The following is a 25,989-nucleotide window of genomic DNA, read 5'->3' on the forward strand; positions in this document are numbered from 1 at the left end:
ACTTAAACAGTTTGAATAGACTTTAGTTGAAAAGCAACATTTACAATAAACTTATCATAATTATATGTTAAACGCCGTAATCATTACATTTGGCTGAACTTTTAACCAATTTTTAACAGCATTACAATAAAAATTTTAACAATTTGCAATGCTCAAAATAAGAATGGTATATTCGAGTTTTTAAAAAACAAAATAATGGAAGAGACAGGTACAATTGATATTAAAACAATTAACGAGAAAATTGAAAAAGAAAGTGCTTTTGTTGATTTGCTGATGCTGGAAATGAACAAGGTTATCGTGGGCCAAAAGCACATGGTTGAACGTTTGCTAATTGGCTTATTGGGCCAAGGGCATATTCTGCTTGAAGGTGTTCCCGGATTAGCAAAAACATTGGCCATTAATACGTTGTCACAGGCGGTTGATGGCAGTTTTAGCCGAATACAATTTACACCAGATTTATTGCCGGCCGATGTTACGGGAACCTTAATTTACAACATGAAGGTTAGCGATTTCTCGATTAAAAAAGGGCCTATTTTCGCAAACTTTGTTTTAGCCGATGAGATTAACAGAGCACCGGCAAAAGTGCAATCGGCCTTACTGGAAGCGATGCAAGAAAAGCAAGTTACCATTGGCGATGAAACGTTTATTTTAGATAAACCATTCTTGGTAATGGCAACACAAAACCCGGTTGAACAAGAAGGAACTTACCCGTTGCCAGAAGCTCAGGTAGACCGTTTTATGCTAAAAACCGTTATAGATTACCCCAAATTAAACGAAGAGCAGTTTATTATGCGCGCCAATTTAAAAGGCGCTTGGGATAAAGTGAATCCTGTGGTTTCGGTAGCGCAAATATTAAAAGCCCAAGAGGTAGTGCGTGAGGTTTATATGGATGAGAAAATCGAAAAATACATCCTCGATATCATTTTCGCGACGCGTTATCCTGAAAAATATAAGCTCGCCGATTTAAAACCACTAATCTCTTTTGGAGCCTCGCCCCGTGGCAGTATCAATTTGGCAACAGCGGCAAAATGTTTCGCCTTTATTAAGCGTCGTGGTTATGTAATTCCTGAAGATGTTCGTGCCGTTGTGCATGATGTTTTAAGGCATAGAATTGGCATTACTTACGAAGCTGAAGCCGAAAACGTAACTTCAGAAGACATCATCAACAAAATTGTAAACGAGATTGAGGTACCTTAAAAAAGTTCAAAGTTTTAAATTCAAAGTTTAAAGTTAGCCTAACCTTGAACTTTTAATATTTAACCTTGAATATCTAACATGGATACTAAAGAATTACTAAAAAAAGTACGAAAAATTGAGATTAAGACACGGCGGTTGTCTGATCATATTTTTGGAGGCGAATACCATTCTACCTTTAAGGGGCGCGGTATGACGTTTTCTGAAGTACGCCAGTATCAATTTGGAGACGATGTTCGAAATATCGATTGGAACGTAACCGCGCGTTACAACGAACCTTATATAAAAGTTTTTGAAGAAGAGCGCGAACTCACCATGATGCTTATGGTTGATGTTTCGGGCTCCGAATTATTCGGTACGCAAGAGCAGTTTAAAAATGAAGTAGTTACCGAAATTGCAGCAACTTTGGCGTTTTCGGCAACCCAAAATAACGATAAAATTGGGCTCATTTTATTTTCGGATAAAGTAGAGCTTTATATTCCGCCAAAAAAAGGACGTTCGCATGTGTTGCGCATTATTCGCGAATTGATTGAATTTAAACCAGAAAGCAAACAAACTAATATTGCTGAGGCTTTAAAATTTTTATCGAACGTAATGAAAAAGAAAGCCATTGTGTTTGTGCTGTCCGATTTTATTGCAGACGACTATAAGCAAACCATGAAAATTGTTTCTGGAAAACACGATGTTACTGGCATTCGCGTGTACGATAAACGTGAAGAAGACCTGCCGAATTTAGGTATGGTACAAATGCAGGATGAAGAAACAGGCGAGTTGATGCTGGTTAATACGGCATCAAAAAAAGTAAGACGTAATTACGGAAAGTTCTATCAGGAAAAAGTAGATTATTATACGGATGCCTTTACTAAATCGGGCGCAGGAATAATTGATTGTCGTGTTGATGAAAGCTACGTAAAAAAGTTGTTGGGCTATTTTAAAAGAAGAGGGTAATGGGCACGAAATGCGAAGCAACAAGCATGAAGAAAGCAAAAATGGAAAATAAAATTAAGATAAATATAAAAGATATGCGCAAGAAAAATTCAGGCCTCAGGCTTCGAGTTTCTAGCTTTCTTTTCTTTTTTCTATGCTCTTTTTTCACTTTTGCCCAAGTTACTTCGGCAATCGATTCAACTTCTATAAAAATCGGAGAGCAAATCACTTACAGTATTCAAGTGGAAACCGACTCTACAAAATTAGTTGTGTTTCCCGAAGGCCAAACCTTTTCGCCTTTGGAAATGATTGAATCCTATAAAGTGGATACCTTAAAAAACAACGACAAATTCAATCTTATAAAAAAATACGGTTTAACACAATTCGATTCGGGCTCGTACACCATTCCGAGGCAAAAAATTATTATTGGCGATAAAACCATTTTTACCGATTCGTTAAAAGTTGAGGTGCACAATATTGTTGTCGATACCACAAAACAAGGCTTGTACGATATCAAACCCATTATTGAGGTGTATAAAAGCGGAAGTAATTGGTGGAAATATGTACTGCTAACACTTCTCATAATTAGCATTATCGGGTTTTTAATCTATTGGTTTATTTGGCGGAAAAAACCACTTTCAGAGGAAGAACAAATTGCCTTATTGCCACCTTACGACAGAGCAAAATTAGCATTAAAAAAGCTTGACGAAAGCCATTATTTAGAACACGAAAACTTTAAGGATTACTATTCTGAGCTCACATTTATCATCAGAAAATATCTTGATGAAAAAGTTTACGACCGCGCTTTAGAAAGCACCACGGACGAATTGATAAGCCGACTTAATTTACTAAAAGATGGCAACCAGGTTGATATTAGTAAAGACGATATTAAAAAACTTGAAAGCATTTTAAAACGTGCCGATTTAGTAAAATTCGCTAAATCCGCTCCAGACGTTGAATTGGCTAAATTAGATAGAAATACCATTGATATTGAAATTGATAATGTTAAGGAAGCATTGCCCGAACCAACCGAAGAAGAGAAGCTGCTAGATATAAAATATAAAGAAGAACAAGAGCGCAAAAAGAAGCGTAAAAAAGTTATGGTTACCATTGCTATTGGCGTGTTTTTACTCATGGCAACCTTTGTTGGTTTTGGCTTAAAATACGGTTTCAGCTATGTTAAAGACACCATTATCGGGCACGAAAGCAAAGAGCTTTTAGAAGGTAATTGGGTAACCAGCGCTTACGGGTTTCCGCCAATAACCATTTCAACTCCTAAAGTTTTAAAGCGCGTTGAGGTGCCTATGACCGAGGAAGAAAAAAGCAACGTGTCCGTTTCGGCGTTTAGCTACGGTACGCTTTTGGATTTCTTTTCGGTAACCGTAAGTACAACCGTGTTGAACAATGCTGGAGAAAACAACATAGATTTAGAAAAGGTTTCAGAAAACAGCCTTAAAGGCTTTGAAGCAAAAGGCGCCAAAGACATTGTGGTTTTAAGAGATAAATTTACAACGCCAAACGGTGCCGAAGGATTGAAAACATCGGGGACATTAAAAATACCAAGCCTCACTTCTGAAAAACTTCAAAGTGGAAATTATACCATGCTTCAGTTTGCCTCGAATAGCGTTTTGCAACAAATTATAATTACAAGCGCAGAAAATGATACATATGCAGACCAAATGGTTGAGCGTATTTTAAATTCAGTAGAACTAAAAGAAGCAGAAGAATAATGTTTGAGGGAATTCAATTTTTAAATAAAGAACTGTTTTGGTTGCTGCTACTGTTGCCCTTAGCCATATTGTGGTATGTGCTAAAACATAAAAAGCAAACAGCCGAATTAAAAATATCGAGCTTAAAAGGTTTTAAAACCACAAATTCGTGGTTGCCAAAAGTAAAGCATTTGCTATTTGTTTTCAGATTGATTGCCTTGGCCTTATTAATAACTGCCATTGCTAGACCGCAAACGGTTGATGTATCAACAAGAACGAAAACCACCAAAGGTATTGATATTGTGATGGCCATTGATGTTTCGGCAAGTATGCTGGCTAAAGATTTATCGCCAAATCGATTGGAAGCCTTAAAAAAAGTAGCAGCCGAATTTATTAAAGGCAGACCAAATGACAGAATTGGCTTGGTTGAATATGCCGGCGAAAGCTTTACCAAAACACCCATTACAAGCGACAAATCGATAGTACTAAGGTCCTTGGCAGATATAAAATACAATACGATTATTGAAGGTGGCACGGCCATTGGCATGGGGTTGGCAACCTCGGTTAACAGGTTAAAAGACAGTAAAGCTTCCAGTAAGGTTATTATTTTATTAACCGATGGCGTTAACAATTCCGGGTTTATAGACCCAAAAATAGCCAGCGAATTAGCCTTGGAATACGATATAAAAACATACACGATTGGTATAGGAACCAATGGCACCGCGCTAACTCCCGTGAGTATATTATCAAATGGTAATTTTCAATATGCACGTGCACAAGTTGAAATAGATGAAGAATTGCTCAAAGAAATTGCCCAAGTTACGGGCGGAAAATATTTTAGGGCGACCAACAACAAGAAGTTAGAAGAAATTTATAGTGAAATAAACAAGCTTGAAAAAACAGAAATTGAAGAGTTCAAATTTTATAATTACGAAGAAAAGTATCGTTCATTAGTCCTTTTAGCAGGAGCATTATTGCTTTTGGAATTGCTATTGCGCTTTACCTTTTTTAGAAGTTTTGTATAGAGTTTGTTTCCGCGAAAGCGAAAACCTTTAAATTTTTGTTATTTGGAATTTAATTATTGGAATTTTTAAAAGCATGCAGTTAGAAGAAAAAATATGGTTTTGGGCACTGGGAATTATTCCGGTAATAATCCTGTTCTTTTTTGTGCTTCAAATCTGGAAACACAAAGCACAGAATAGGTTTGCCGACAAAAAGCTGCTTAAAAGATTAAGTCCAAATAGGTCGTTGTTCAAATCCATTTTAAAAATAGTGGTTTTAAGTTTGGCATTTGCATGTTTGACCTTGGCTATGGTAAACCCGAAAATCGGAACAAAGTTAGAAACCGTTAAACGCGAAGGTGTCGATATTGTTTTTGCCGTCGATGTCTCAAAAAGTATGCTCGCCGAAGATATTGCTCCAAACCGACTGGAAAAATCGAAACAATTGGTTACGCAAATCATAAATAATTTGGCAAGCGACCGCGTGGGTATTATCGCTTACGCTGGAAAAGCATTTCCGCAATTGCCCATAACCACAGATTATGCTTCGGCCAAAATGTTTTTAAACAACATGAATACCGATATGCTATCATCGCAGGGAACGGCCATTGACGAGGCCATTAAATTGGCGAAAACCTATTTTGATGACGAGCAGCAAACCAACCGTGTACTCATTATTATTTCGGATGGCGAAGACCACGGCGAAGGTGCCGTTGCACTTGCCGAAGAAGCTAATAAAGAAGGTATTCGGATTTTTACCATTGGCGTTGGCGATGTAAAGGGCGGTCCCATTCCCGAAAAACGCAATGGTATTATTTTAAATTATAAAAAGGATAGCCAAGGCGAAACGGTTATTACACGGCTAAACGAAGAAACGCTTAAAAACATTGCCGCAGAAGCCAAAGGCGCTTATATTAACGGAAAAAACACCAGCGATGTGGTTGAAAACATTAGGGAAATACTAAATAAAATGGATAAAACCGAGTTTGAAGCCAAACAATTTTCCGAATATAAAGACCAATTTCAATGGTTTTTGGGCTTTGGTATTTTCTTTTTGCTTTTGGATATTTTTCTTTTAGAACGCAAAACAGCATGGTTGAAAAAATTGAATCTGTTTAACGAAAACTTGTAAAGTATCGCTTGAAACATGTTTCAAATCAGCCGTTGAAATTGTAATTTCCACGACCTGTGCTGAACTTGTTTCAGTAAAGCGAAAACCAGATGAATTAAGCTATTATTAATAAACATTTATAAAATTTTTAACGAACTTAAACTGAAAGGTTTTCTATATTAGAATTTAGAATCGATAAAAATGAAACACATAACCATATTTATATTAACCTTGTTTACAGCCTTTTCTTTTGCACAGGAAAAAGAGCAGTTAATGGCATTAAAAAAAGCCAATAACTATGTGTACGAAGGCAATACCTTAGTAAATGAAGACGATTTTGTTTCGGCTGAAATGGCCTACAGAAAAGCCATATCGGAGCAACCAACAAGTGTTGCAGGCATATACAACTTAGGAAATTCGTATTACAAAAAAGGGAATTATGAGGAAGCCTTATACCGTCATCAACAAGCGGCCGAAAATGCAGAATCGAAAGCCGAAAAGCACAAGGCATTTCATAATATCGGCAATATTTTAATGCAGAACAAAAAGTGCAAAGAAGCGGTTGAGGCCTATAAAAGTGCCTTGAGAAACAACCCTGCCGACGATGAAACACGCTATAATTTAGGATTGGCAAAGGAATGTGCAGAGCAGCAAAAAGACCAGAATAAAGACGACGAAAACAAGGATAACAAAGACGAGAACAAAGACCAGGAAAAGAAAGAGAACGAAGATAACAAGGATAAAGAGGGCGAAGACAAAGACAATAAAAAAGACGAAGGCGACGAGGATAAAAAAGAAGGCGACGACAAAAAAGACGACGAAGGAAAGCCTAAAGACGAAAAAGAAGACAAAGGAAAAGGAGAAGACGACAAGAAAAAAGAACAGCAAAAACCGAAGCCGCAACCCGGACAATTATCGCCACAACAAATAAAGAGTTTATTGGAGGCCATGAATAACCAAGAAAAAAAGGTGCAAGAAAAAATGAATGCCGAAAAACAGAAAGGCGTTAAAGTAAAAACCGAAAAGGACTGGTAAAGAAGCTAGAAGTTGGTAGCTGGAAGTTGAAACCTGCTTTTAGTGGTCGTTTCCTGCAAGGTTTTAAAAACCTTGTAGGTATGAAAAAGTTAAAAGTTGCATGACCGAAGTTGAAACGATTAAAGAAACAGTAAATCATTATTGTCATTCCCGCGCAGGCAGGAATCCATTTTGAAAAGAAAAATGAAATTAAAAACATACATATCCATTTTAATACTAATGTTTGTTACAAGCTTTACGTTTTCGCAGGTAAAGTTTGAAGCCAAGGTTAGTAAAAAGAAATTAGGCGTAAACGAGCGTTTGCGTGTCGATTTTGAAATGAATCAAGATGGCGACAACTTTAACCCGCCAAGCTTTAGTGGGTTTACGGTTGTTGGCGGTCCAAACCAATCGGTAAGCAACTCGTGGATTAATGGCGTTCGATCGTATAAAAAAACATACAGCTATTTTTTGGCGCCTAAAAAACAGGGCAATTTTACAATTAATCAAGCCACGATTTCTGTTGATGACGAGACCTATAAAACCTTGCCCGTAAACATTGTAGTTACGGCCGCCGTTGATAAACCCAAAGACCCTAACGACCCAAATTATGTCGCTTCGGAAAACATCCATTTGGTCGCCGAAATTTCGAAAACAAACCCGTATTTAAACGAAGCCATTACGGTTGTTTACAAATTGTATGTTTCACCAAACACAGGCGTGGATAATTGGCGCGAAATTGATAGCCCAAGATATAACGATTTTTGGAGTCAGAACATAGACATGAAAGGGCAAAAAGTCCAAAATGGCACGTATAAAGGTGAAGATTATCGCTTTTTAGTGTTACGTAAAACAGTACTCTATCCACAGAAAACAGGTAAATTAAACTTAGAGCCTTTAAGTTTGGATATTACGGTGCAAGTGCCAACAAATAGACGCGACATTTTTGGAAGTCGATTAATGACACGGGCACATAGAACCGTTTCGGCCGGTAGTAAAACAATCCATGTTAAACCCTTACCGGAAAAAGGAAAACCAGTAGATTTTACTGGAGCAGTTGGTGATTTTAACTTTAATGTATCGGCTTCAAAAACCGAATTGGATGCTTCAGAATCGTTTCAAGTAAAGGTTGGTGTAAGCGGAAAAGGCAACCTAAAATTGTTTAAATTACCTAAAGTATCATTACCAAGTTCATTAGAGGTTTACGAGCCAGAACACACCGAAAATGTTAAAACAAACCTGTCTGGTATGCAAGGGAATATCTCCGACAGTTACACTGTTGTGCCTCAATATAAAGGTAAATATCCCATACCTAGTATTTCATTTTCATATTTCGATTTAAAGACCGAAAGCTATAAAAGATTATCCTCTGATGAAATTATAATCGACGTTTTGGAAGGTCCGCTTAATAACGATTCAAATTCCAATACAACTAGTATAAATGTAGGGAAACAGCGTGTAGTTTTAAACAACGACCAATTCGCATTTATAAAAACAAATACGAGTTTTTCATCTATAAAATCGACATATTTCTTTAAAACACCATTATTTTGGAGTGCCTTATTGTTGCCGTTTTTAGCCATTCCGTTGGCCATAATTATCAGAAAGAAAAAAGCAACCCGAGATGCCGATGTTTACGGAAACAGAATAAGAAAAGCCGATAGATTAGCCAAAAAATATTTAGGCAATGCCAAAAAAGCATTGGGAAATAAAGAAGCTTTTTATATTGCCTTGGAAAAAGCGTTGCACAATTATTTGAAAGCCAAATTGCATATAGAAACCAGCGATTTGAGTAAAGATAAAGTGATTGATTTATTAAAAGACAAACAAGTAGATGACATTGTAATTTCAGATTTTGTAAGCATTATTAAAAACTGCGAATTGGCACGTTACACACCAATTACCAATGTAGAAATGCAGCAAGATTATGAAAAGGCCGCAAAAACCATTTCGTTAATTGATAAACAAGCTAGATAAAGATTTGTCATTTCTGCGAAGGCAGGAATCCATTTTTATTATAAAATTATAAATGAGACCACTAATTCACATACTAATATTTTTACTATCTGTAGTTTCAGTAGCTCAAAACAACGTACTTTTCGAGGAAGCAAATACCCTGTACAATCAAGGGAAATATGCCGAAGCCATAGATAAATACACCGCCATTTTAGAGACGGGAAACCACTCTACCGAACTGTATTTTAACTTAGCCAATGCGCATTATAAATTAAATAACATAGCGCCCAGTATTTACTTTTACGAAAAAGCCTTACTGCTGTCGCCTCATGACGATGAAATAAAAAACAACATGGCTTTTGCAAAAAACATGACCATTGATGCTATTGATGTTGTTCCGGAATCCGGTATTTCCAAATTCATCAAAAGCACAACAAACATGATGGCTTACGATGTTTGGGCAAAAATATCGGTTGCTTTGGTGCTCTGTTTTGTCATACTATTTTTAATCTATTATTTTGCGTATTCAACCATAAACAAACGTCTCGCTTTTATAGGCAGTTTAACCAGTTTGTTTTTAATGTGTGTTTCTTTAACGTTTGCCTTTCATAAATTTAATATCGATAAAAAGAATAAACCCGCCATTGTTTTTGCACAGGAAAGCAAAGTAAAAAGCGAGCCGAACTCCAGAAGCGAAGAATCTTTTAGACTGCACGAAGGCACTAAAGTTCAGGTTTTAGATACCGTAAATGAATGGAAAAAAATTAAACTGGCCGATGGCAAAACTGGATGGATTTCTTCCAACGATATTAAATTGTTGAATGATTTTTAATTTATATAAAACAAAATAAAAGTAAAAAAGGCTATATTTGCGCCCATAAAAGCATCATTTGAATGTCAAAAAAAGGAATATCAATATTTTTTTCAATAATCTTTATAGCGTTTATAGCTGCACCAACGGTTATAACCATAGTTGATGACACTATTGATGTTTCCATAATTTTCTCGACTGCTGAAGAAGAGGAAAAAGGATTCAAAATTGTATTTTCAAATGAAAAAGGCAACGAATCCGACTTAGCTTTTACTTCCATTGAAAACAATTTAGGGTATTACTTTAAAAACTACCCCAAACCACACTTAAACCTTATTTCTCCACCTCCCGAGTTTATTTCATAGTTTTTTAATTTCAGAACAAAACCTTGTTCAAACAAACAACCATGGAAATAGCTATCATATTTTATTGATAGTAGCCACGGTAATCAAAATATTTACTAAAAAGTAAATCAATTATAAAAAACAATGAAAAACTTTTTTTCAAATTTTAAAGGTGATGCCTTTGGCGGTATTACGGCCGGAATTGTAGCCTTACCATTAGCTCTGGCTTTTGGGGTTTCCTCAGGATTAGGGCCAACAGCTGGATTGTACGGCGCCATTTTTATCAGCTTTTTTGCCGCTCTTTTTGGCGGAACAAACACCCAAATATCTGGACCAACAGCACCAATGACGGCGGTAAGTATGGTAGTAATTGCAGGTATTATCGCTACTAACGATGGTGACGTAAACAAAGCTTTACCCGTTATTTTAACCGTATTTTTACTTGCGGGATTAATGCAGATTGGCTTAGGTGCTTTGGGTCTTGGAAAGTACATTAGATACATTCCGTATCCGGTAGTTTCCGGATTTATGACAGCCATCGGGGTTATTATTTTACTCACTCAAATTTTACCGTCTATAGGTTATTATCCAAAAGAAGATGTAGAATTTGTAAACCAATTTAAACCACAGGCCGAAGAGGTTATTCTCGAAAACATTTTAAAGGAAGAAGCCGGCGAGGGTATTTTGGTTCTCGAGGATTTTAAAGAAACCATTGCAAGAGCGGGAGAGGTTTCGCAAGAGGCTATTTTAAAAGAATCGCAAACACTTGCAGCCAAAGAAGCATCAGGTGCACTTGGCGCTATTAAAGCCTTGCCTCGTGCGCTACAGAACATAAATTGGTTAGAATTGCTTTTAGCCTTAGGAACCATTTTTATAATCTACGGGTTTAAGCGCATTACAAAAGCTGTTCCAAGTACATTGGTTGCTTTAATTGTAATGTCTGGAATAGCAGTTGGCTTTGGCTTAAATTACAGACCAATTGAAGAAATCCCAAGCGGCCTCCCTGTACCAAACTTAGAAATATTTACATCCTTTACATTCAACAGTATTTCACCGTATATTTTTACAGCACTTACATTGGCATTATTAGGTGCCATTGATTCGTTGCTTACAAGTGTGGTTGCCGATAATATGACCAAAACCAAACACAAACCGAATAAAGAATTGGTCGGTCAAGGTATTGGTAATAGTGTTGCCGCTATATTTGGTGGGATTCCTGGGGCTGGAGCAACAATTAGAACGGTAGTAAATATTACTTCGGGTGGAAAAACAAAACTATCGGGCATGATTGCCGGTGTTTTGCTGTTTATTATTTTACTCGGTTTAGGCCCCATTGCATCACAAATTCCGGCAGCGGTTTTAGCAGGAATTTTAATTACCGTAGGTATTGGCGTGATGGATTATAAAGGCTTAAAAGCCATACCAAGTTTGCCAAAAGACATAAAACTAGGCACCTTAAAACTAAGCTCGGAAGTGGTAATAATGTTAATCGTATTGTTACTTTCAACCTTTTGGAACTTGGTTTACGCCGTAGGTATTGGGTTGGTAATTGCCTCATTGATGTTTATGAAAAAAATAGGCGATTTAACGGCTGGCCGAAGCGATGTAAAAACACTTAAAGAAGAAGTGTGGAAAGACGAAATTAATTTTCCAGATCATTTAAAAGAACACGTATTTATCAAACATTTAAAAGGGCCCTTGTTTTTTGGATCCACAAGCGAATTTCAACAACTTACCTTGCAAATTCCAGATACGGCAACTTATGTTATTATGCGATTAGGGCGCATGCAGTACATGGATCAATCGGGATTATATGCCATGGAAGACATGCTGCAAGATTTAAAAAAGAAAAATATTGAAGTTCTTTTTGTGGGCTTATTGAAACAGCCACGATATATGATGGAACGTATTGATATTATCCCGGACTTTATTCCAGAAGCACATATTTTCCCTAAATTTGAAGACTGTGTGAAATGGATCAAACAAAATGTTAACGAAAAAAACTATTAATAATGGATTTAAAAAAAGTATTTGAGAACAACGAAAAGTGGATTAAAAATAAACTAAATGTTCAAGACAATTATTTTGAAGAACTCGGTAAAGGCCAAACCCCAGAACTCTTATATATAGGGTGCAGCGATAGTAGGGTTACTGCCGAAGATTTAATGGGACTTGGTCCGGGCGAGGTTTTTGTACACCGCAACATAGCCAATATGGTTATAAGCATAGACTTAAGCGTAATGTCGGTTGTTAATTATGCGGTTAACCATTTAAAAGTTAAACAAATTGTAGTTTGCGGGCATTATGCTTGCGGTGGTGTAAAAGCGGCAATGCAATCGGCAGATTTAGGTATTTTAAACCCCTGGTTGCGTAACATTCGCGATGTGTATAGAATTCATAAAGACGAATTAAATGCCATAGAAGATGAAGATAAAAAATATGACAGACTTGTAGAGCTTAATGTACAGGAACAATGTGTTAATTTAATTAAAACAGCAGCCGTACAAAAGGCGTTCAGAGATCGAGGCTTGGTAGTACATGGTTGGGTGTTTGATATTAGCACTGGAAAACTCATTGATTTGAAGATTGACTTCGAAAAATATTTAAAGGATATTATGGAAATTTATCATTTAGATTAAAACAAAAAAACCACTCTTTCGAGTGGTTTTTTTGTGTCAAACTGAGTGCAGTCGAAGTTTTAATGATATAAAAACCAATGCATTTCGACTGCGCTCAATGTGACATTAAGAGTAGAAATTGACTTTTCAGGCAGCCTCTTTATGATTAACTTAAATGGGTTTTATCCAAAGTAAATGTTTCCATTTTTCTTTTTCGCGCATTACCAAACCAATGTTAATGGCAAACAAAGCACCCGTTTGTACAAGCTCTTCAATGTCATCTGGTTCTAAAAACAAATGAAATAAGAAAATGTGCAAGGTTATCGGCAACAAAAACAAAGCGCCAATAAATCCTGTGCCTTGAATAATTAAAAGCAATCCGAATAATAATTCGCAAATACCTAAAACTTCCCAAAAATAGCCTGTTTGTTTTGCGCCATTTATATAAAGGATTTTTTGCAGGGTGTTAACCTTTTCAGGTGCTGCAAATTTTTGAGCTTTTTCAACAACTTCAATGGGTTCGGGCATTGGTTTGTTGAATTTTTGAATCCCTCCATAAATCATAAATCCTCCTAAAAAAAGACGACATGCAATAACTAAAATATTAATTGATTTTTTCATGTTTAAAAAGTAGTTACACCCGTATTAGGTTGAAAAACATAGTTGAAAGTATAGTACGGTGTTTCATCTGCATAAGCATCAGGGTTTGCCGGTGCATCTTTATAATAACTTAAAATTTCAACTTTGGCGTAAAGCCCATTGTGCGTTTTAAAAACCAATATTTTCCCTGGTGTTGGCGTAATCAAATGTGTTGGCGGACCAGCGTAAGTGTACCAGCTATTGCCGCTTCCTGTTGAAATGGCATAACCCGTATCGGAATCTTGTTCAAATAAAGCTGTGTCAACATTTGTTACAGAAGCCATGGTTCCGTTGGCAATGTACACCGCTGCGTTTCCTGTACGGTTTGGCTCGTCGGTTGTTCCTAAAGTTGTTCCGCCATTTACAATAATCGAAGTGCCTCTAAAGGCAATATCCCAATTGGTATCGCTAGTTGTTGTTTGTCCTGTTGCAAAATTAAACTTTGTAAATGTGCCCGAAACGGGTTGGCCTTGACCACCTGTTTGTGGGGCGTGTAAATTGGTAACGCTTTCGGATGCTACCTCTAATAATGGTGGGGAATCATCATCGCTACAAGATGTGAAGCCTATAAATATTGTTAATAAAATTACGAGTTGAGTTGTTTTAATGGTGTTCATAGTGTTTATGTATTTAAAATTGAATATTTAATTTTCCGTATATAATTCTGCCAGCAATATTGCTGATGTTTTGTGTGTCTGTAAAATTGAATAGATTATCAACCCCAAAACCTAATTGGTAGTTTTTATAAATGGTTTTGTTAAGAGCGAAATCGATAATGGCATAGCCATCAACAAAATCGTCATAAACATCTAAATAGGTGTTCCCGTTGGCGTCAAACAACCCGTATTTACTTCGGTAAGTTCCTCTTATGTTGGTGTCTAAATCCCATTGGGGTATGTTATAAAACAGCTTAAGATTTGCCATGTGTCGGGAGCGGTTGTACAAACCGAAATAATCCTGCTTTTTAAGTTGAAACGATGGCGAGCTGGGATTTTCGCGGGCAAAAACCTGTCCGTTTTTAAATGCTTTTTCGGCAGTTTCATCTTTGGCAAATAATAATTGATAACCGCCCGATATTTTTATTTGATTTACGGGTTTCCAAGTGGCATTAAATTCTAATCCCTGGGTATAAACCTGATTCACATTGTAATAGCTAAACACATTTTGGCCATTGGTTTTAGTTGCAATAACCCGGGTATCGATTAAATCGTCAATATGATTTCTAAACAGATTTAATTCCAATTTAATGGCAGAAGATGGTTTATAATCAAGCCCAACATTTATGCTTATTGAATTTTCTGGATGCAATTCCGCTTCAAATTCTGAAATAGGAACAACAATATTCGCTATTTCACCTTGCGATTCTAACTCTGGAATGGTTGTAGACACGGCGTTGTATCCTAAAATCGTGTAGCCCACCGTGGCATTGGTAAAATTAAAATACAGTTGCCTAAAATCTGGTGCCTTAAAACCGTATCCAACCGAACTTTTTACAGCGAACTTATCGTTTATCTCATAGCGTATCGCCGCTTTGGGACTAAATTGCGATTTGTATTTGTTGTGGCTATCAAAACGTGCGCCCAAAATAAGGTTGAGCTTTTCGGTTAAATCGCCGTCATATTGCAGGTAAACATATGGCGAATTAAACTCGGGTTGCACCATAAAACCGGTTCTATTTAAAGTTTCGTGATTAAACCCCAAACCGCCAATAAAGTTATTTGCATGGTTTAGCTTATAAGTGCTTCGAATTTCAGGGCGAATTAATAATTGGTTGTAATAACTATCGCTAAACCTGCTACCGTTTTCGTCATTCAAAAAATCTTTAGCTTTATACTGTGTGGTATAAAATTCAAAATAACTGCTCCATTTTTCAGAATAGGCATGGCTTAATTTCAAATGCGTATTCCACTCGTTTATAGCGCTTTCGCCCTTTAAGGTTGATGATGCGTTGTAATCTTGATTTTGGGTGTAATATTTACCAGCGATAAACAGGTTGGTCGCCTCAGAAAAATCAAAAGTCACTTTGGTATTTATAGTGTAATTTTTAAATGGATCAACAGTGTTTAAATCATCATTTTTATTCAAATCATAACCATCGCTAATGTATCTGTTTAAAAAAATACCAGCTTTAAGTTTCTTGTTTTTGTAATTGATTGTAGTACTTAAATCGTTGGTATTAAACGTGCCTATCCTATAATTTATATCACCTTTAAAACCTGTTTTTGGCGTTTCGGTAATAATATTTATAACGCCTCCAAGCGCATCGCTACCGTATAAACTGGACGATGCCCCTTTAACGATTTCTATTTGTTTGATGTTGCCAACGGTAATTCTACTAAGGTCTAAAGTCCCGGCAGATCGCCCAACAAGTGGTACACCATCAACCATTATTAAGGTGTATTGCGAGTCTAAACCTTGGAGTTGAATCCCTTCTCCACCACCAAAATCCGGAACGGTAATCAGTCCGGTTTGCTCGTTTAAAATATCGTTTAATCGTATTGAATTTGAGCGCTTTATGTCTTTTTTCGAAATGATTTGTGCAGGCATTGGTAACGACGATAATTGCCTAATGGTTCTTGTAGCCGTGATAATAACCTCATCTAAATTTTCAGTTTTAGTTGAATCGGTTAAAACGTTTATGGATTCTTGGGAAACCGAATAACTGAGAAAAAAAAGCGAAAAATAAATGCAAAAATATTTTTTATTTAGAATCATTCTTGATTAAATTTGTCGCAAATATATAGGTTATTTTTATTCAGTCTAAATAAGAATAAATAAATTTTCAATTTTTTTTAATCATAAAAAACAAACCATTTAAAATGAAACGATTAACACTTTTACCATTATTACTTTTAACATTTTCTCTAGTAACATATGGGCAAACCAAAAAAGAAAAAGACCAGAAAGCGATAAAAGATATGTGCGGTTGCTATGAAATTAAGTTTAAATACGCCGAAACGTTTTCACCGGATATCGCCTACGAAAAAGCTTATGATTACAGAGCCCACGCATTAGAATGGGCAGAATTGATAACCGATAAAGATGATGAAATAAGCATACAGCACTTGTTGGTTGTAAACGATACCATGATTATAAAACATTGGCGACAAGATTGGCAGTTTCAAAACCAAAACGTATTTGATTATACCGCCAAAAACACATGGCGCGTTAAAGAACTTTCAGAAGAACAGGTAAAGGGGCAATGGGCACAAAAAGTGTATCAAGTAGATGATAGCCCGAGGTATTCCGGATCGGCTACTTGGGTTCATGTTGATGGAAAGCGTTTTTGGGAAAACAGAACCGATGCACCGCTTCCCAGACGTGAATACTCAAAAAGAAGCGATTACAACATTTTGGCCAGAGGCAATGCCGTAAAACTTACAGACTATGGTTGGTTGCACGAACAAGATAACGACAAAATTATAAGGGAAACCGGTAAAGACGACATCCTTTTAGCCCAAGAAAAAGGCTATAATATATACACCAAAGTAGCTGATGAAAAATGTAAAGTTGCCAGAGATTGGTGGAAAGAAAACAATAAAGTTTGGAAAAAAGTAAAGCAAGAATGGGATAAGGTTTTTGCGGAAAACAAGGAAGTGAAATTAAAAAGTAAAGTTGATGGCAAAATGTTGCATCAGCATTTATTCGCTTTAGATAATAAGGCTAGCAGAAAAGATATTAGAGCCATAATCAATACGTTTTTGAATTAGTTTAGTTGATCTTGAAGCAGCATATTTTCACCATTGGGAAGATGTAAATACCATCTTTTATAATATATTATTTTGGAATTATTATAACATGGAAAGGTATGCTGTAAAAGGTTTTAAAAATGCCACCAATACACGAATAATTATTTTTGGTTTTATTCGTGTATTTGTGGCAAAAAACCATGCTATTTGTGGCATGCGACCCTGAAACAAGTTCAGGGTGACGAACTAATTATGTTACATTACGGACAATCATTCTGATTATTTATTTGGGATGATTTTGAGGTCATATTACAAATTCATCCAACGTTTTACAGCATCATTATAACTTCTGCCCGTGGTTATGGCTGTTGAATCACTTAAGGTGATAATGAATCTGCTATTAAAATATTTTTGAACGTTTTTTACAAACTCCGTATTAATAATGAAGCCCTTGTGCACTCTTAAAAAATAGTCCGGTAGTTTTTGTTCTAAACCCGATAAAGAATCTTCAATTAAATAACGCCCATCTTTGGTATGCAGCGCCACATAGCGGTCGTCTGCTTTAAAATAGCTGATATGTTCCAGTTTTATAATAATGAGCGTATCGCCTTTTTTTACGGTAATGGAAGTCATTTTTTTGGCTTCTTTTTTAGACGTTAATTCTTCTAATAAAGCCAAAACATTTTGCGAGGTTGTATGGTCACTAAACAGTTTTAATTTGTTGACCGATTGTTGCAATCGCTCCAAACTTACGGGTTTTAATAAATAATCGATACTATTGGTGTCGAACGCTTTTAAGGAATACTGGTCGTAAGCCGTACAAAAGATAACGATTGGAATGGTTTTTAAACGCTTCAATAAATCAAAACCCGATACTTCTGGCATTTCAATATCCAAGAAAATAAGGTCTGGCTTTAGCACTTCAATTTTTTCTTGAGCGTCAATAGCATCTTCTGCAAGGGCGATGACTTGAAAGGTGTCTGGGAAACTTTTCAATAATTTCAGCAAGCGTTCCCGTGCTGGTGGCTCATCGTCAATAATAATGGTTTTATATATTTTTTGCATTATTTAATTTTTTGGAATTATAATCGAGATATGTTTTGCAGGTGCATTCTCCCAATGTAAAGATGCTTTGTCGCCATAACTTAAACGCAATAAATCGTAAACCGTTTGCAAGCCGTGGCCACTTACCAATCCATTTTCAAAATCAGGACCATTATCGATAACTCGAATTAATAAATTGTCGTCTTCCTGTTTAATCTCCAATACAATAAGGCCTTCGCCTCTAATTTGGGACACACCGTGTTTTATGGCATTTTCAACCAAAGGTTGTAAAATATACATGGGTATTGCTTCATTTTCCAGCGTTTTCTCAACCTCTAAAATAAATGTTAATCGCTCGCCAAAACGGATTTTTTCAATCTCTAAATAGTTTTGCACCATAAGCACTTCTTCTTTTACGGTGCTCATTTGTTGCCCTTTTTTATTAATGGAATAGCGAAATAAATTAGATAAGGACAAGGCCATTTTTTCTGTTTTCTCCGGGCTTTTATACGCCAAACCTGCAATGGAATTTAAAGCATTATACAAAAAATGCGGATTGATGTGCGATTGTAATAATTTTAATTCCGATTGGGTGTTTGCTTCTTTTAATCGGCTTAATTCTACGTCTTTTTCGTTTACTAGAGATTGGGCCATGTGATTTAGGTAGATGAGTAAACCTCTTCCAAAAGCTAGTGCAATCCATATAAATAGTATTGGAGCATAAGATTCTTGAAATTGAAAGTTTTGTATAATACCTTTTCCAACTGCTAACATTGGAATATTAAAAGCAACAAAAGTAAATATAACTTTTAAAACCAATTGTAAAGTGAAATTCAGATTTTGCTTTTTTATGAGGTTGTCAAATAACCATAATGATAAAGAAATTATAACAGTAAAGACAGTTGCACCAACAATCATATATAGAGATTCTATCCAGGTGATTGTAGAGTTTATATCTATTATATAACCATAAATTTGTATGAAATACGCAAGATTCAACATTATAAATAATATCGGATAAAAATAATTTAAAAACGAATACTTGAATTTCTTATTTTGAAAATACCCAAAGAGTAAGATGAAAACCAAAATTCCTACTCCTACAATGATTATTAACGCTTTTGCTTTCGTTAATTTTTTGTTTAAAAAATTACTCGCATACCTCCAAGGATAATTTGCGTACATATACTCCTTGAATTGTTCATTAAAATTTTCTGAATATAGCTTTTGAAGTAAAAATTTATCTTGCTCATTAAATTTAGCGTATTGAGGCACATAATCTTGAGAAAAATACACCCCCTTATTAGCAATATCAGCATATGAATTTAAATCATTAGGATGAATAAAACAAAGCGTTCTCAAAAACTCATATTGTATGTATTGTTTTCTTTTTTCGTATGAAATAGAATCTTTAAAAAAGAACCAAACACTATTAGGTTCTCTTTTAAAACCTTCTTCTTTAATCTTATTAGACCTTTCAATGCTACTTCCATCGGATAATACTGTTTTTATTTTGGCACCAAATGTTGACCTATCTGCTATTTCAAAACTTAATGGTACAACAGAATATCGTAATCTATGGTACGGAATATCCTTAATTTTTTTCTCCCAATCATTTTTATATTTACTTGTATTGGAAATTTTTTCGCCTGCATAATCATCTAAATATTCAATAGTTTTGAGCGGAAGTAGAGCCCTTAAGTCTTCCATTATTTCTTGTACAGCAATACTATCTAGTTTTGTAGCTCTGTTAAGTTCTAATAATATTGGCCCATCATCCATAAGAGGATTAATTTTATAAACAGACTCTGTTTTTCCATCAAATAGCCGATATTTTATATATTCCCAATTATCATCTTTGGGGTTTTTATAATTTTCAATTGCCACTCTATTAGACAATGATAATCGATTGTTTGACTGAATAATTAGTTGGGTTACAACAAAAATTAAAATAAGTGCTATTATTCTTTTCATAATGACATATTCACTTGTTTACACCACAAAAGAACGGTAACGGTTGGTTTTAAAAAACCAGTTTCGGGCAAACTGCAAAACAAGTGTGGTAAGTTGCATAGATTCTTAATGTTAATAGGCATATAAAAGAAGCTGTCTGAAAAGTCTAATTCTATATCGTATTGAGTACTTCAACGGCACTCAACACAGGCTTTGTCGAAATATTTTAACGTATTGATAATCCAGTTCGGTTTCGACAGACTCAACCTGACAAATTAAATTCAAAAATTTTTTCAATCAGCTTATTAAATGTGTTTAAGTATTACATGACTTGATTAATAAGTAGCTAAAACTGCCAAATGCGTGTATTTAAAATCGCCATGGCCGTTTATAATTTTTATTTTAAAATACCTATAAGTAGTGTTATCTGGCAAGTCTATAAATTGGTGGTTTTGTTGTCTTTTCAAGCTATAATCGCCTATTTTTTGCCAGTTACCATTGGTGTTACTACCCCAAATTTCGAAGTCTTTTATAACGCCGTTTAAATTGTCCCGATTGCCAAAAGCAAAACCATTTATGGCAGTGGTTTCATTTCTGTCTAAAACAAAATAATGCGGATAATTAGGTAGGCTATTTCTATATTCGGTATGCCAAAAGGTATCTTGGTAACCGTCTAATATATTACTTGCTGGTCCATCTTCTTCTTGACTGTTGACTTCAATAATTTTCCAGTTTGTTGGATGGATTGTTTTTTTGCTATCGATGACTTCTATATTAGAAACACCATTTTTAAATTCATACTCATAACTGTAGGTGTTCTGCGTTCCGTTTTCGTGATAAAAACGGATTCTGAGCTGGTATTCGCCTTCCAATTTAAAAAATTCTGATAATGAATTTTCTACATACAGACTGTCCGTACCAACGGGTTTTGTGTTCCACGCAATTGCATCATAATCTTTATTGCCTCCTGCTGGGTAAGGGTCGTGCCAAACCACAATGTCTGTAACGGGCACATCACTTTTAAAATTACCGGAAATAATAATTTTTCCATCTTCTACTTTACCTTTTAGTTGTGTGAGTTTATTTTTGGTTGGACCATACCAATCTGTGCGAACCTCGTTGCTAAAGGCTTGACTATTAGAAAATGTTGCCGCAGTAGCTCCTGTAATAAATGTGGGCGATTTACCATAAGTGTAATTACCGGCACCCATTAATGCCGTACCTTTAGAGTCTCTTTCACTCTTTTTTTCACTATTATGCGGCGCATTTAAACCATGGCCCAATTCGTGGTACAAGCCACCAATCCATTTGGTTGCCAATGCGCCATATTTACCGGATGTTCCCAAGTGCTCCAATTTCATTTCTGGATAATCAAGCGCATAGCAAAAGGTGCCCAATCCATAAAAAGGAACGCCGCCGGGGTTTAATGGGTCTCCGGATATTGAAGGTAAAATGACTAAAGAGTGATCGCTGTGTTTTTTATCTGGGTTTTCTATAAAATACGCCTGTAGCTCTTTGTTTATAACAGAACCTCCGCCTCTATATGGATAGGTTTCTTTACCATTTTTAGAATATATGGTTATGATATTAACTTGGTTATTCTCTTTTAAATCCAATCCAAAAGACTTCCTCCCAAAGCCTTCCTTTTCCATATAATTGGCGCAATATTCTTGGAAATCAAGTAGAATGTCGCTTATTCTTTTAGAATACCCAGGAACGGTATCTACGCCTTTTGGTACCCAATAAATAACATTTAATTTGTTGGCTTGATTCCTCCATTCGTTATCCGTTCTTGTAGTGTTTTTTAAATTGACTCCTGAAGTGGTATCCTTTGCGTTTTGGATGTTTTTTGGACATCCATAAAACGTTAATGTAGCAAGGATTATTAATAGAATAATAGGTTTTTTCATTTTAAATGATCTATGTGGTGTAAAAATTAGTTTCACTTGAAAAAGCTTCAGAAGTAGCATATCCAAACAGGCAATAATTACGCACTTTTGTTAGAAAGGTGTACATAGTATATTCTGTTTTTTTACCGGGACTTAGCTCATTAATATCATCGTTTAATAAATTGAAAACAGCATCTTCTTTTTCAGGATTAAAATATGTTTTAAACGATGCTATAAAGTCTTCGTCACTTATTTTATTTACTTTTTTGTTGTGATTAAGCGATAGTTCATTTTCGAATGCTTTACTGCCTTTTCGGAAGTTTTCTTTGCTCTTATCGTTTTCGGTGTGGTAAAACATCTGGTCTAAAAATACCGTGAGATTCATTGTTTCAACTAATGGAAAATGCATTTTAGGCATAATGGTTTCCGTTAAACGCTTAACCAATTCCGCTTCACTTTTAGATAAAAACAAATAATTTGTGGTGACCGAGTTATCGGTACAGGCAGTTACAACATTCAGTAAAGTTGGCGTTGCCACGGTACAGCCAAAAGCCAGTGCTATATTTTTTATTGCTTTTCTTCTATCCATATCCTTAAAATTTACCGCTTTTAAATTCGGCTATGGCGTGATGCGCTGCCCTAGCGGTTAATGCCATATAGGTTAATGACGGGTTTTGACTTGCGGAAGAGGTCATGCAAGAACCATCGGTTACATAAACATTAGGTACGGCATGAATTTGATTGTATTTATTTAATACCGATGTTTTTGCATCTTTACCCATTCTGGCGGTTCCCATTTCGTGAATGGCATGCCCGGGCGCAAAAGCTCCATCGTATCCTTTTACATTTTTAAACCCAGCTTTGGTTAGCATTTCTACGGCTTCGGACTGCATGTGTGCCCGCATTAATTTTTCGTTTTCCTTAAACTCGCAGTCAAAGGTTACAGTGGGCAATCCCCATGCGTCTGTTTTGTTATAGTCGAGCGTTAATTTGTTCTCATGATACGGCAAACATTCGCCAAACCCCGTCATACCAACTTGCCATGGGCCTTGTTTTTTAAGCGTTTCTTTTAAATCAAGCCCATAACTGAGTTCCATTATAGCTCGACGCCAATCGCCTCTAGTTGCTGTTCCTTGAAAAAAATAACCTCGCAAATAATCCTTTTTAGTCGCTTTATCTCCCAGATTTTGAAATCGAGGAATATGGAAACTTGCCGGTCTATTATCAACAAAAGTTACATCTTTAAAACCATCGTAATCTGCGGTAGCGCCCACTCTAAAATGATGATCCATTAAATTGTGCCCCAGTTCGCCGCTATCGTTGCCTAACCCATTTGGAAATCTTTTGGATTTCGATTGAAGCAGAATACTCGTTGACGCCACCGTAGAGGCACAACAAAAAACAACCTTCGCATAAAACGTTAATTTTTCTTTGGTTTGGGTATCTATAATTTTAACTCCAATGGCTTTTTTAGAGCGCTCATCGTATATAATTTCATAGGCATTGGAATATGGTCTCAAAGTCATGTTTCCGGTTCTTTCGGCTGCCGGTAAGGTTGAAGCGTTGCTACTAAAATAACCCCCTAAAGGGCAACCTCTCATGCATTTGTTTCTATAGGCGCAATTGTATCTGCCTTCGTAGGTTTCATTTCCAGTAATATTCGCAAACCGCCCTATCGTTAAAGTCCTATCGGTATAATGCTTGTGAATTTGCGATTTGAATTCTTCTTCAACCACATTAAGTGCCATGGGTGGGGAAAAGTAACCGTCCGGTAATTGCGGTAAGCCTAATTTTTCGCCGCATACGCCAATATATTTTTCAACATAGGTGTACCAAGACTCAATGTCTTTATAGCGTATGGGCCAATCGACACCAAAACCGTCTAGCTTGTTGGCATTAAAATCGAGATCGCTCAATCTTAGAGCTTGTCGTCCCCAAGTTAAGGAGCGGCCACCCACATGATAGCCTCTAATCCAATCAAACCTTTTGGTTTCGTTATAAGGATGTTTTAAGTCGTTAACAAACCAATGCTTAGTGCCTTGATTTGTAACATATCCCGCTCTTGCTTGTTTGGGTTGGTTTTTTTGGTCTTCTAAACTGGGGGTTCCTCTAAACTCTAATTCCCATGTTTCTTTGTTGGCGGTAGGGTAATCAACAATATGCTCAACAGGTCTGCCTTTCTCTAAAACAAGGGTTTTTAATCCGCCTTCGCAAAGCTCTTTTGCTGCCCATCCACCAGAAATCCCTGTGCCTATCACTATGGCGTCAAAAGTATTATTAGTATTACTATAGGGCATTCTGTTTGTAATTAAATGGTAATGTCAACTCTATTTCCAAATATTATTATGAAGGTCTAAAAATAGGAATTTTATACTACTTAAAATCACCAAAACCGAACCTTTTACATTAACAACCCTAGCTTGAAAATATTTATAATAATGAAAAGATTAAATGAAATTAGAAAGCACCAAAAAAGTTATAAAATGAATACTATTTGTGATTATATGAAAAATTCGGTGGTGGAATGGATTTCCTTTAAAACAAAATAACTTTCAAGTACACCAATGTTTTCAATCTTGGATAGTTTAAGCCTTACAAACTCATGATAGGCATCTAAGCTTTGAAGGTTTATTTTTAGAAAAAAATCTACTTTTCCTGCCATGTGATAACATTCCTGAACTTCTTTGAGTTCTTTAATTTGGCTTTCAAATTTATCAATAAATCCCTCATTATGATACCGTAATGACACCATGCACACGGCCGTAATAGGTCGGTTTAATTGAATTTTATCAAGCAGCGCCACATATTTTTTTATATAACCCTTGTTTTCCAATCGCCTTATGCGCTCATAAACCGGGGATGCAGTGAGGTTTAGCATTTGGGCAACTTCCTTGGTTGTTTTTTTGGAATTCTTTTGAAGGATTCTTAAAATTTTAAGGTCTATATCGTCAAGTTTTTCCATAAGGCAGATAAAATTACTTTTTAAAGGTTTAAAAATATAAAATAAAGATAAAAGAAAGGCGATAATTTATAATTGAAGTTAAAATTACTTATTTCAACCCAAAACACAGGTGTTTCAATCTTATTATTGCTGTTTTTATTAATTTTACCCTGCTTAAAATTGTCAAAATGAAAACAGAGCGAATTTTAATAACAGGTGCTAGTGGCCAATTAGGTACGGTGCTAACAAAAGCTTTACAAGAAAAATACGGTTTTGATCATGTAATTGCTTCAGATTTAAGAAAAAGTCCGAATTTTGAAGGATGTTTCGAGGTTTTGGATGTCACAGATTTTGATGCGCTTCAAGGCTGCGTATCAAAATACGGCATAACCCAAGTATATCATTTAGCGGCTATTTTATCGGCCAAAGGAGAGCAGTTTCCACTAAAAACGTGGGACATCAATATGAGTACTTTGTTCAACGTTTTAGAGGTTTCTAGATTACACGGTGTTAACAAGATATTTTACCCAAGTTCAATTGCTGTTTTTGGTGATGAGATTGAATGTGTCAATACGCCACAAGCATCAAATTTAACACCTTTAACAGTATATGGAATGAGTAAAGCCGCCGGAGAAAACTGGGTGAATTATTACCATAAAAAGTATGGTATGGACATACGTTCTTTAAGATATCCGGGGGTTATCGGCTACCAGTCGCTACCGGGAGGCGGCACAACGGATTATGCCGTAGACATTTACCACAAAGCCGTTAAAGAAGAGTGTTTTGACTGCTTCTTAGAAGCCACAACCATGTTACCCATGATTTTTATGGACGATGCCATTAGAGCTACTATTGAACTCATGGACGCTCCTGCCGAAGATATTAAAATAAGAACTTCGTATAACCTTGCGGGAATGAGTTTTACAGCGGAACAAGTATACTATTCGATTAAAGAGATTTATCCGAATTTTGAAATAAACTACAAACCGGATTTCAGACAGGACATAGCAAAATCATGGCCAGATAGTGTCGATGATTCTGCAGCTAGAAAAGATTGGGGATGGAAACCAAAATATGACTTATCTTTAATAACCAAAGAAATGATTAAAAACATAAAAACCTATTACCAATTAACAACTAAAATATAAC

The 25,989-nt window shown here is 35.9% G+C and carries 22 protein-coding genes; 13 read left to right on the top strand and 9 right to left on the bottom strand.

Features of this window, described 5'->3' with window-relative positions; all coding sequences use genetic code 11:
* The first annotated feature begins 195 nt into the window (after window positions 1–195).
* The 11 genes from RNZ47_RS02170 to RNZ47_RS02220 all read left to right on the top strand — a co-directional run bounded on the left by RNZ47_RS02170 (window position 196) and on the right by RNZ47_RS02220 (window position 12,706).
* A complete protein-coding gene (locus RNZ47_RS02170; RefSeq protein ID WP_311935677.1) occupies window positions 196–1,197 on the top strand; it encodes an AAA family ATPase in 1,002 nt (333 codons plus the stop codon).
* A 78-nt stretch (window positions 1,198–1,275) separates the two neighbouring features.
* Entirely contained in the window at window positions 1,276–2,142 is an 867-nt protein-coding gene (locus tag RNZ47_RS02175) for a DUF58 domain-containing protein (protein WP_311935681.1), read from the top strand.
* A 74-nt stretch (window positions 2,143–2,216) separates the two neighbouring features.
* The gene (locus RNZ47_RS02180) at window positions 2,217–3,851 is read left to right on the top strand and encodes a BatD family protein (RefSeq protein ID WP_376717814.1); all 1,635 of its coding nucleotides are present in this window, start codon (window positions 2,217–2,219) and stop codon (window positions 3,849–3,851) included.
* Window positions 3,851–4,855: a vWA domain-containing protein gene (locus RNZ47_RS02185; RefSeq protein ID WP_311935686.1), complete on the top strand. Its 1,005-nt coding sequence runs from the start codon at window positions 3,851–3,853 to the stop codon at window positions 4,853–4,855. Before RNZ47_RS02180 ends, RNZ47_RS02185 begins: the two co-directional genes overlap by 1 nt.
* 73 nt (window positions 4,856–4,928) lie before the next feature.
* Complete coding sequence (locus RNZ47_RS02190; RefSeq protein ID WP_311935690.1) at window positions 4,929–5,963, top strand: vWA domain-containing protein; 1,035 nt, start codon at window positions 4,929–4,931, stop codon at window positions 5,961–5,963.
* A gap of 180 nt (window positions 5,964–6,143) precedes the next feature.
* Window positions 6,144–6,977, top strand: coding sequence for a tetratricopeptide repeat protein (locus RNZ47_RS02195; protein ID WP_311935693.1), 834 nt, complete (start codon window positions 6,144–6,146; stop codon window positions 6,975–6,977).
* Between the two features lie 183 nt (window positions 6,978–7,160).
* Window positions 7,161–8,933 (top strand): BatD family protein, encoded by a 1,773-nt coding sequence (locus RNZ47_RS02200; protein ID WP_311935696.1) that lies wholly within the window; start codon window positions 7,161–7,163, stop codon window positions 8,931–8,933.
* Window positions 8,934–8,985: 52 nt separating this feature from the next.
* Window positions 8,986–9,744, top strand: a complete 759-nt coding sequence (locus tag RNZ47_RS02205) for a tetratricopeptide repeat protein (RefSeq protein ID WP_311935700.1) — start codon at window positions 8,986–8,988, stop codon at window positions 9,742–9,744.
* A gap of 62 nt (window positions 9,745–9,806) precedes the next feature.
* On the top strand, window positions 9,807–10,088 hold the full coding sequence (locus RNZ47_RS02210) for a hypothetical protein (RefSeq protein ID WP_311935703.1): 282 nt from the start codon (window positions 9,807–9,809) through the stop codon (window positions 10,086–10,088).
* Between the two features lie 123 nt (window positions 10,089–10,211).
* Complete coding sequence (locus RNZ47_RS02215; protein ID WP_311935705.1) at window positions 10,212–12,077, top strand: SulP family inorganic anion transporter; 1,866 nt, start codon at window positions 10,212–10,214, stop codon at window positions 12,075–12,077.
* A 2-nt stretch (window positions 12,078–12,079) separates the two neighbouring features.
* The gene (locus RNZ47_RS02220) at window positions 12,080–12,706 is read left to right on the top strand and encodes a carbonic anhydrase (protein WP_311935708.1); all 627 of its coding nucleotides are present in this window, start codon (window positions 12,080–12,082) and stop codon (window positions 12,704–12,706) included.
* Between the two features lie 150 nt (window positions 12,707–12,856).
* Here the strand turns inward: RNZ47_RS02220 and RNZ47_RS02225 are convergent, their stop codons facing one another.
* The 3 genes from RNZ47_RS02225 to RNZ47_RS02235 are packed head-to-tail and all read right to left on the bottom strand — an operon-like array spanning window position 12,857 to window position 16,039.
* Complete coding sequence (locus RNZ47_RS02225) at window positions 12,857–13,306, bottom strand: DoxX family membrane protein (protein ID WP_311935711.1); 450 nt, start codon at window positions 13,304–13,306, stop codon at window positions 12,857–12,859.
* 2 nt (window positions 13,307–13,308) lie between these two features.
* Complete coding sequence (locus tag RNZ47_RS02230) at window positions 13,309–13,941, bottom strand: HmuY family protein (protein ID WP_311935714.1); 633 nt, start codon at window positions 13,939–13,941, stop codon at window positions 13,309–13,311.
* 13 nt (window positions 13,942–13,954) lie between these two features.
* Window positions 13,955–16,039, bottom strand: coding sequence for a TonB-dependent receptor plug domain-containing protein (locus tag RNZ47_RS02235; RefSeq protein ID WP_311935717.1), 2,085 nt, complete (start codon window positions 16,037–16,039; stop codon window positions 13,955–13,957).
* Window positions 16,040–16,143: 104 nt separating this feature from the next.
* Between RNZ47_RS02235 and RNZ47_RS02240 the strand changes: the two genes are divergently transcribed.
* Complete coding sequence (locus tag RNZ47_RS02240) at window positions 16,144–17,034, top strand: DUF6607 family protein (RefSeq protein WP_311935720.1); 891 nt, start codon at window positions 16,144–16,146, stop codon at window positions 17,032–17,034.
* Between the two features lie 288 nt (window positions 17,035–17,322).
* Here the strand turns inward: RNZ47_RS02240 and RNZ47_RS02245 are convergent, their stop codons facing one another.
* The 6 genes from RNZ47_RS02245 to RNZ47_RS02270 all read right to left on the bottom strand — a co-directional run bounded on the left by RNZ47_RS02245 (window position 17,323) and on the right by RNZ47_RS02270 (window position 24,861).
* A complete protein-coding gene (locus RNZ47_RS02245) occupies window positions 17,323–18,078 on the bottom strand; it encodes a LytR/AlgR family response regulator transcription factor (protein ID WP_311935722.1) in 756 nt (251 codons plus the stop codon).
* A 3-nt stretch (window positions 18,079–18,081) separates the two neighbouring features.
* Window positions 18,082–20,031 carry a sensor histidine kinase gene (locus tag RNZ47_RS02250; RefSeq protein ID WP_311935725.1) on the bottom strand — a complete coding sequence of 650 codons (1,950 nt, stop codon included), beginning with the start codon at window positions 20,029–20,031 and terminating at the stop codon, window positions 18,082–18,084.
* Window positions 20,032–20,345: 314 nt separating this feature from the next.
* The gene (locus tag RNZ47_RS02255) at window positions 20,346–21,920 is read right to left on the bottom strand and encodes a discoidin domain-containing protein (RefSeq protein ID WP_311935728.1); all 1,575 of its coding nucleotides are present in this window, start codon (window positions 21,918–21,920) and stop codon (window positions 20,346–20,348) included.
* Between the two features lie 10 nt (window positions 21,921–21,930).
* Window positions 21,931–22,488 carry a gluconate 2-dehydrogenase subunit 3 family protein gene (locus RNZ47_RS02260; protein WP_311935731.1) on the bottom strand — a complete coding sequence of 186 codons (558 nt, stop codon included), beginning with the start codon at window positions 22,486–22,488 and terminating at the stop codon, window positions 21,931–21,933.
* A gap of 4 nt (window positions 22,489–22,492) precedes the next feature.
* Window positions 22,493–24,196 (bottom strand): GMC oxidoreductase, encoded by a 1,704-nt coding sequence (locus tag RNZ47_RS02265; RefSeq protein WP_311935734.1) that lies wholly within the window; start codon window positions 24,194–24,196, stop codon window positions 22,493–22,495.
* Window positions 24,197–24,399: 203 nt separating this feature from the next.
* A complete protein-coding gene (locus RNZ47_RS02270; protein WP_311935736.1) occupies window positions 24,400–24,861 on the bottom strand; it encodes an Lrp/AsnC family transcriptional regulator in 462 nt (153 codons plus the stop codon).
* Between the two features lie 167 nt (window positions 24,862–25,028).
* Between RNZ47_RS02270 and RNZ47_RS02275 the strand changes: the two genes are divergently transcribed.
* Window positions 25,029–25,988 (top strand): NAD-dependent epimerase/dehydratase family protein, encoded by a 960-nt coding sequence (locus RNZ47_RS02275; RefSeq protein WP_311935740.1) that lies wholly within the window; start codon window positions 25,029–25,031, stop codon window positions 25,986–25,988.
* Window position 25,989: the final 1 nt, after the last annotated feature.

Origin of the sequence: Hwangdonia seohaensis (genome assembly GCF_031932625.1) — a bacterium.
GTDB lineage: Bacteria > Bacteroidota > Bacteroidia > Flavobacteriales > Flavobacteriaceae > Hwangdonia > Hwangdonia seohaensis.

What these genes read in the sequence shown, in the direction of transcription:
- RNZ47_RS02170 (WP_311935677.1), top strand. Translation starts at nt 196, where the DNA reads ATGGAAGAGACAGGTACAATTGATATTAAAACAATTAACGAGAAAATT.
- RNZ47_RS02175 (WP_311935681.1), top strand. Translation starts at nt 1,276, where the DNA reads ATGGATACTAAAGAATTACTAAAAAAAGTACGAAAAATTGAGATTAAG.
- RNZ47_RS02180 (WP_376717814.1), top strand. Translation starts at nt 2,217, where the DNA reads ATGCGCAAGAAAAATTCAGGCCTCAGGCTTCGAGTTTCTAGCTTTCTT.
- RNZ47_RS02185 (WP_311935686.1), top strand. Translation starts at nt 3,851, where the DNA reads ATGTTTGAGGGAATTCAATTTTTAAATAAAGAACTGTTTTGGTTGCTG.
- RNZ47_RS02190 (WP_311935690.1), top strand. Translation starts at nt 4,929, where the DNA reads ATGCAGTTAGAAGAAAAAATATGGTTTTGGGCACTGGGAATTATTCCG.
- RNZ47_RS02195 (WP_311935693.1), top strand. Translation starts at nt 6,144, where the DNA reads ATGAAACACATAACCATATTTATATTAACCTTGTTTACAGCCTTTTCT.
- RNZ47_RS02200 (WP_311935696.1), top strand. Translation starts at nt 7,161, where the DNA reads ATGAAATTAAAAACATACATATCCATTTTAATACTAATGTTTGTTACA.
- RNZ47_RS02205 (WP_311935700.1), top strand. Translation starts at nt 8,986, where the DNA reads ATGAGACCACTAATTCACATACTAATATTTTTACTATCTGTAGTTTCA.
- RNZ47_RS02210 (WP_311935703.1), top strand. Translation starts at nt 9,807, where the DNA reads ATGTCAAAAAAAGGAATATCAATATTTTTTTCAATAATCTTTATAGCG.
- RNZ47_RS02215 (WP_311935705.1), top strand. Translation starts at nt 10,212, where the DNA reads ATGAAAAACTTTTTTTCAAATTTTAAAGGTGATGCCTTTGGCGGTATT.
- RNZ47_RS02220 (WP_311935708.1), top strand. Translation starts at nt 12,080, where the DNA reads ATGGATTTAAAAAAAGTATTTGAGAACAACGAAAAGTGGATTAAAAAT.
- RNZ47_RS02225 (WP_311935711.1), bottom strand. Translation starts at nt 13,306, where the DNA reads ATGAAAAAATCAATTAATATTTTAGTTATTGCATGTCGTCTTTTTTTA.
- RNZ47_RS02230 (WP_311935714.1), bottom strand. Translation starts at nt 13,941, where the DNA reads ATGAACACCATTAAAACAACTCAACTCGTAATTTTATTAACAATATTT.
- RNZ47_RS02235 (WP_311935717.1), bottom strand. Translation starts at nt 16,039, where the DNA reads ATGATTCTAAATAAAAAATATTTTTGCATTTATTTTTCGCTTTTTTTT.
- RNZ47_RS02240 (WP_311935720.1), top strand. Translation starts at nt 16,144, where the DNA reads ATGAAACGATTAACACTTTTACCATTATTACTTTTAACATTTTCTCTA.
- RNZ47_RS02245 (WP_311935722.1), bottom strand. Translation starts at nt 18,078, where the DNA reads ATGCAAAAAATATATAAAACCATTATTATTGACGATGAGCCACCAGCA.
- RNZ47_RS02250 (WP_311935725.1), bottom strand. Translation starts at nt 20,031, where the DNA reads ATGAAAAGAATAATAGCACTTATTTTAATTTTTGTTGTAACCCAACTA.
- RNZ47_RS02255 (WP_311935728.1), bottom strand. Translation starts at nt 21,920, where the DNA reads ATGAAAAAACCTATTATTCTATTAATAATCCTTGCTACATTAACGTTT.
- RNZ47_RS02260 (WP_311935731.1), bottom strand. Translation starts at nt 22,488, where the DNA reads ATGGATAGAAGAAAAGCAATAAAAAATATAGCACTGGCTTTTGGCTGT.
- RNZ47_RS02265 (WP_311935734.1), bottom strand. Translation starts at nt 24,196, where the DNA reads ATGCCCTATAGTAATACTAATAATACTTTTGACGCCATAGTGATAGGC.
- RNZ47_RS02270 (WP_311935736.1), bottom strand. Translation starts at nt 24,861, where the DNA reads ATGGAAAAACTTGACGATATAGACCTTAAAATTTTAAGAATCCTTCAA.
- RNZ47_RS02275 (WP_311935740.1), top strand. Translation starts at nt 25,029, where the DNA reads ATGAAAACAGAGCGAATTTTAATAACAGGTGCTAGTGGCCAATTAGGT.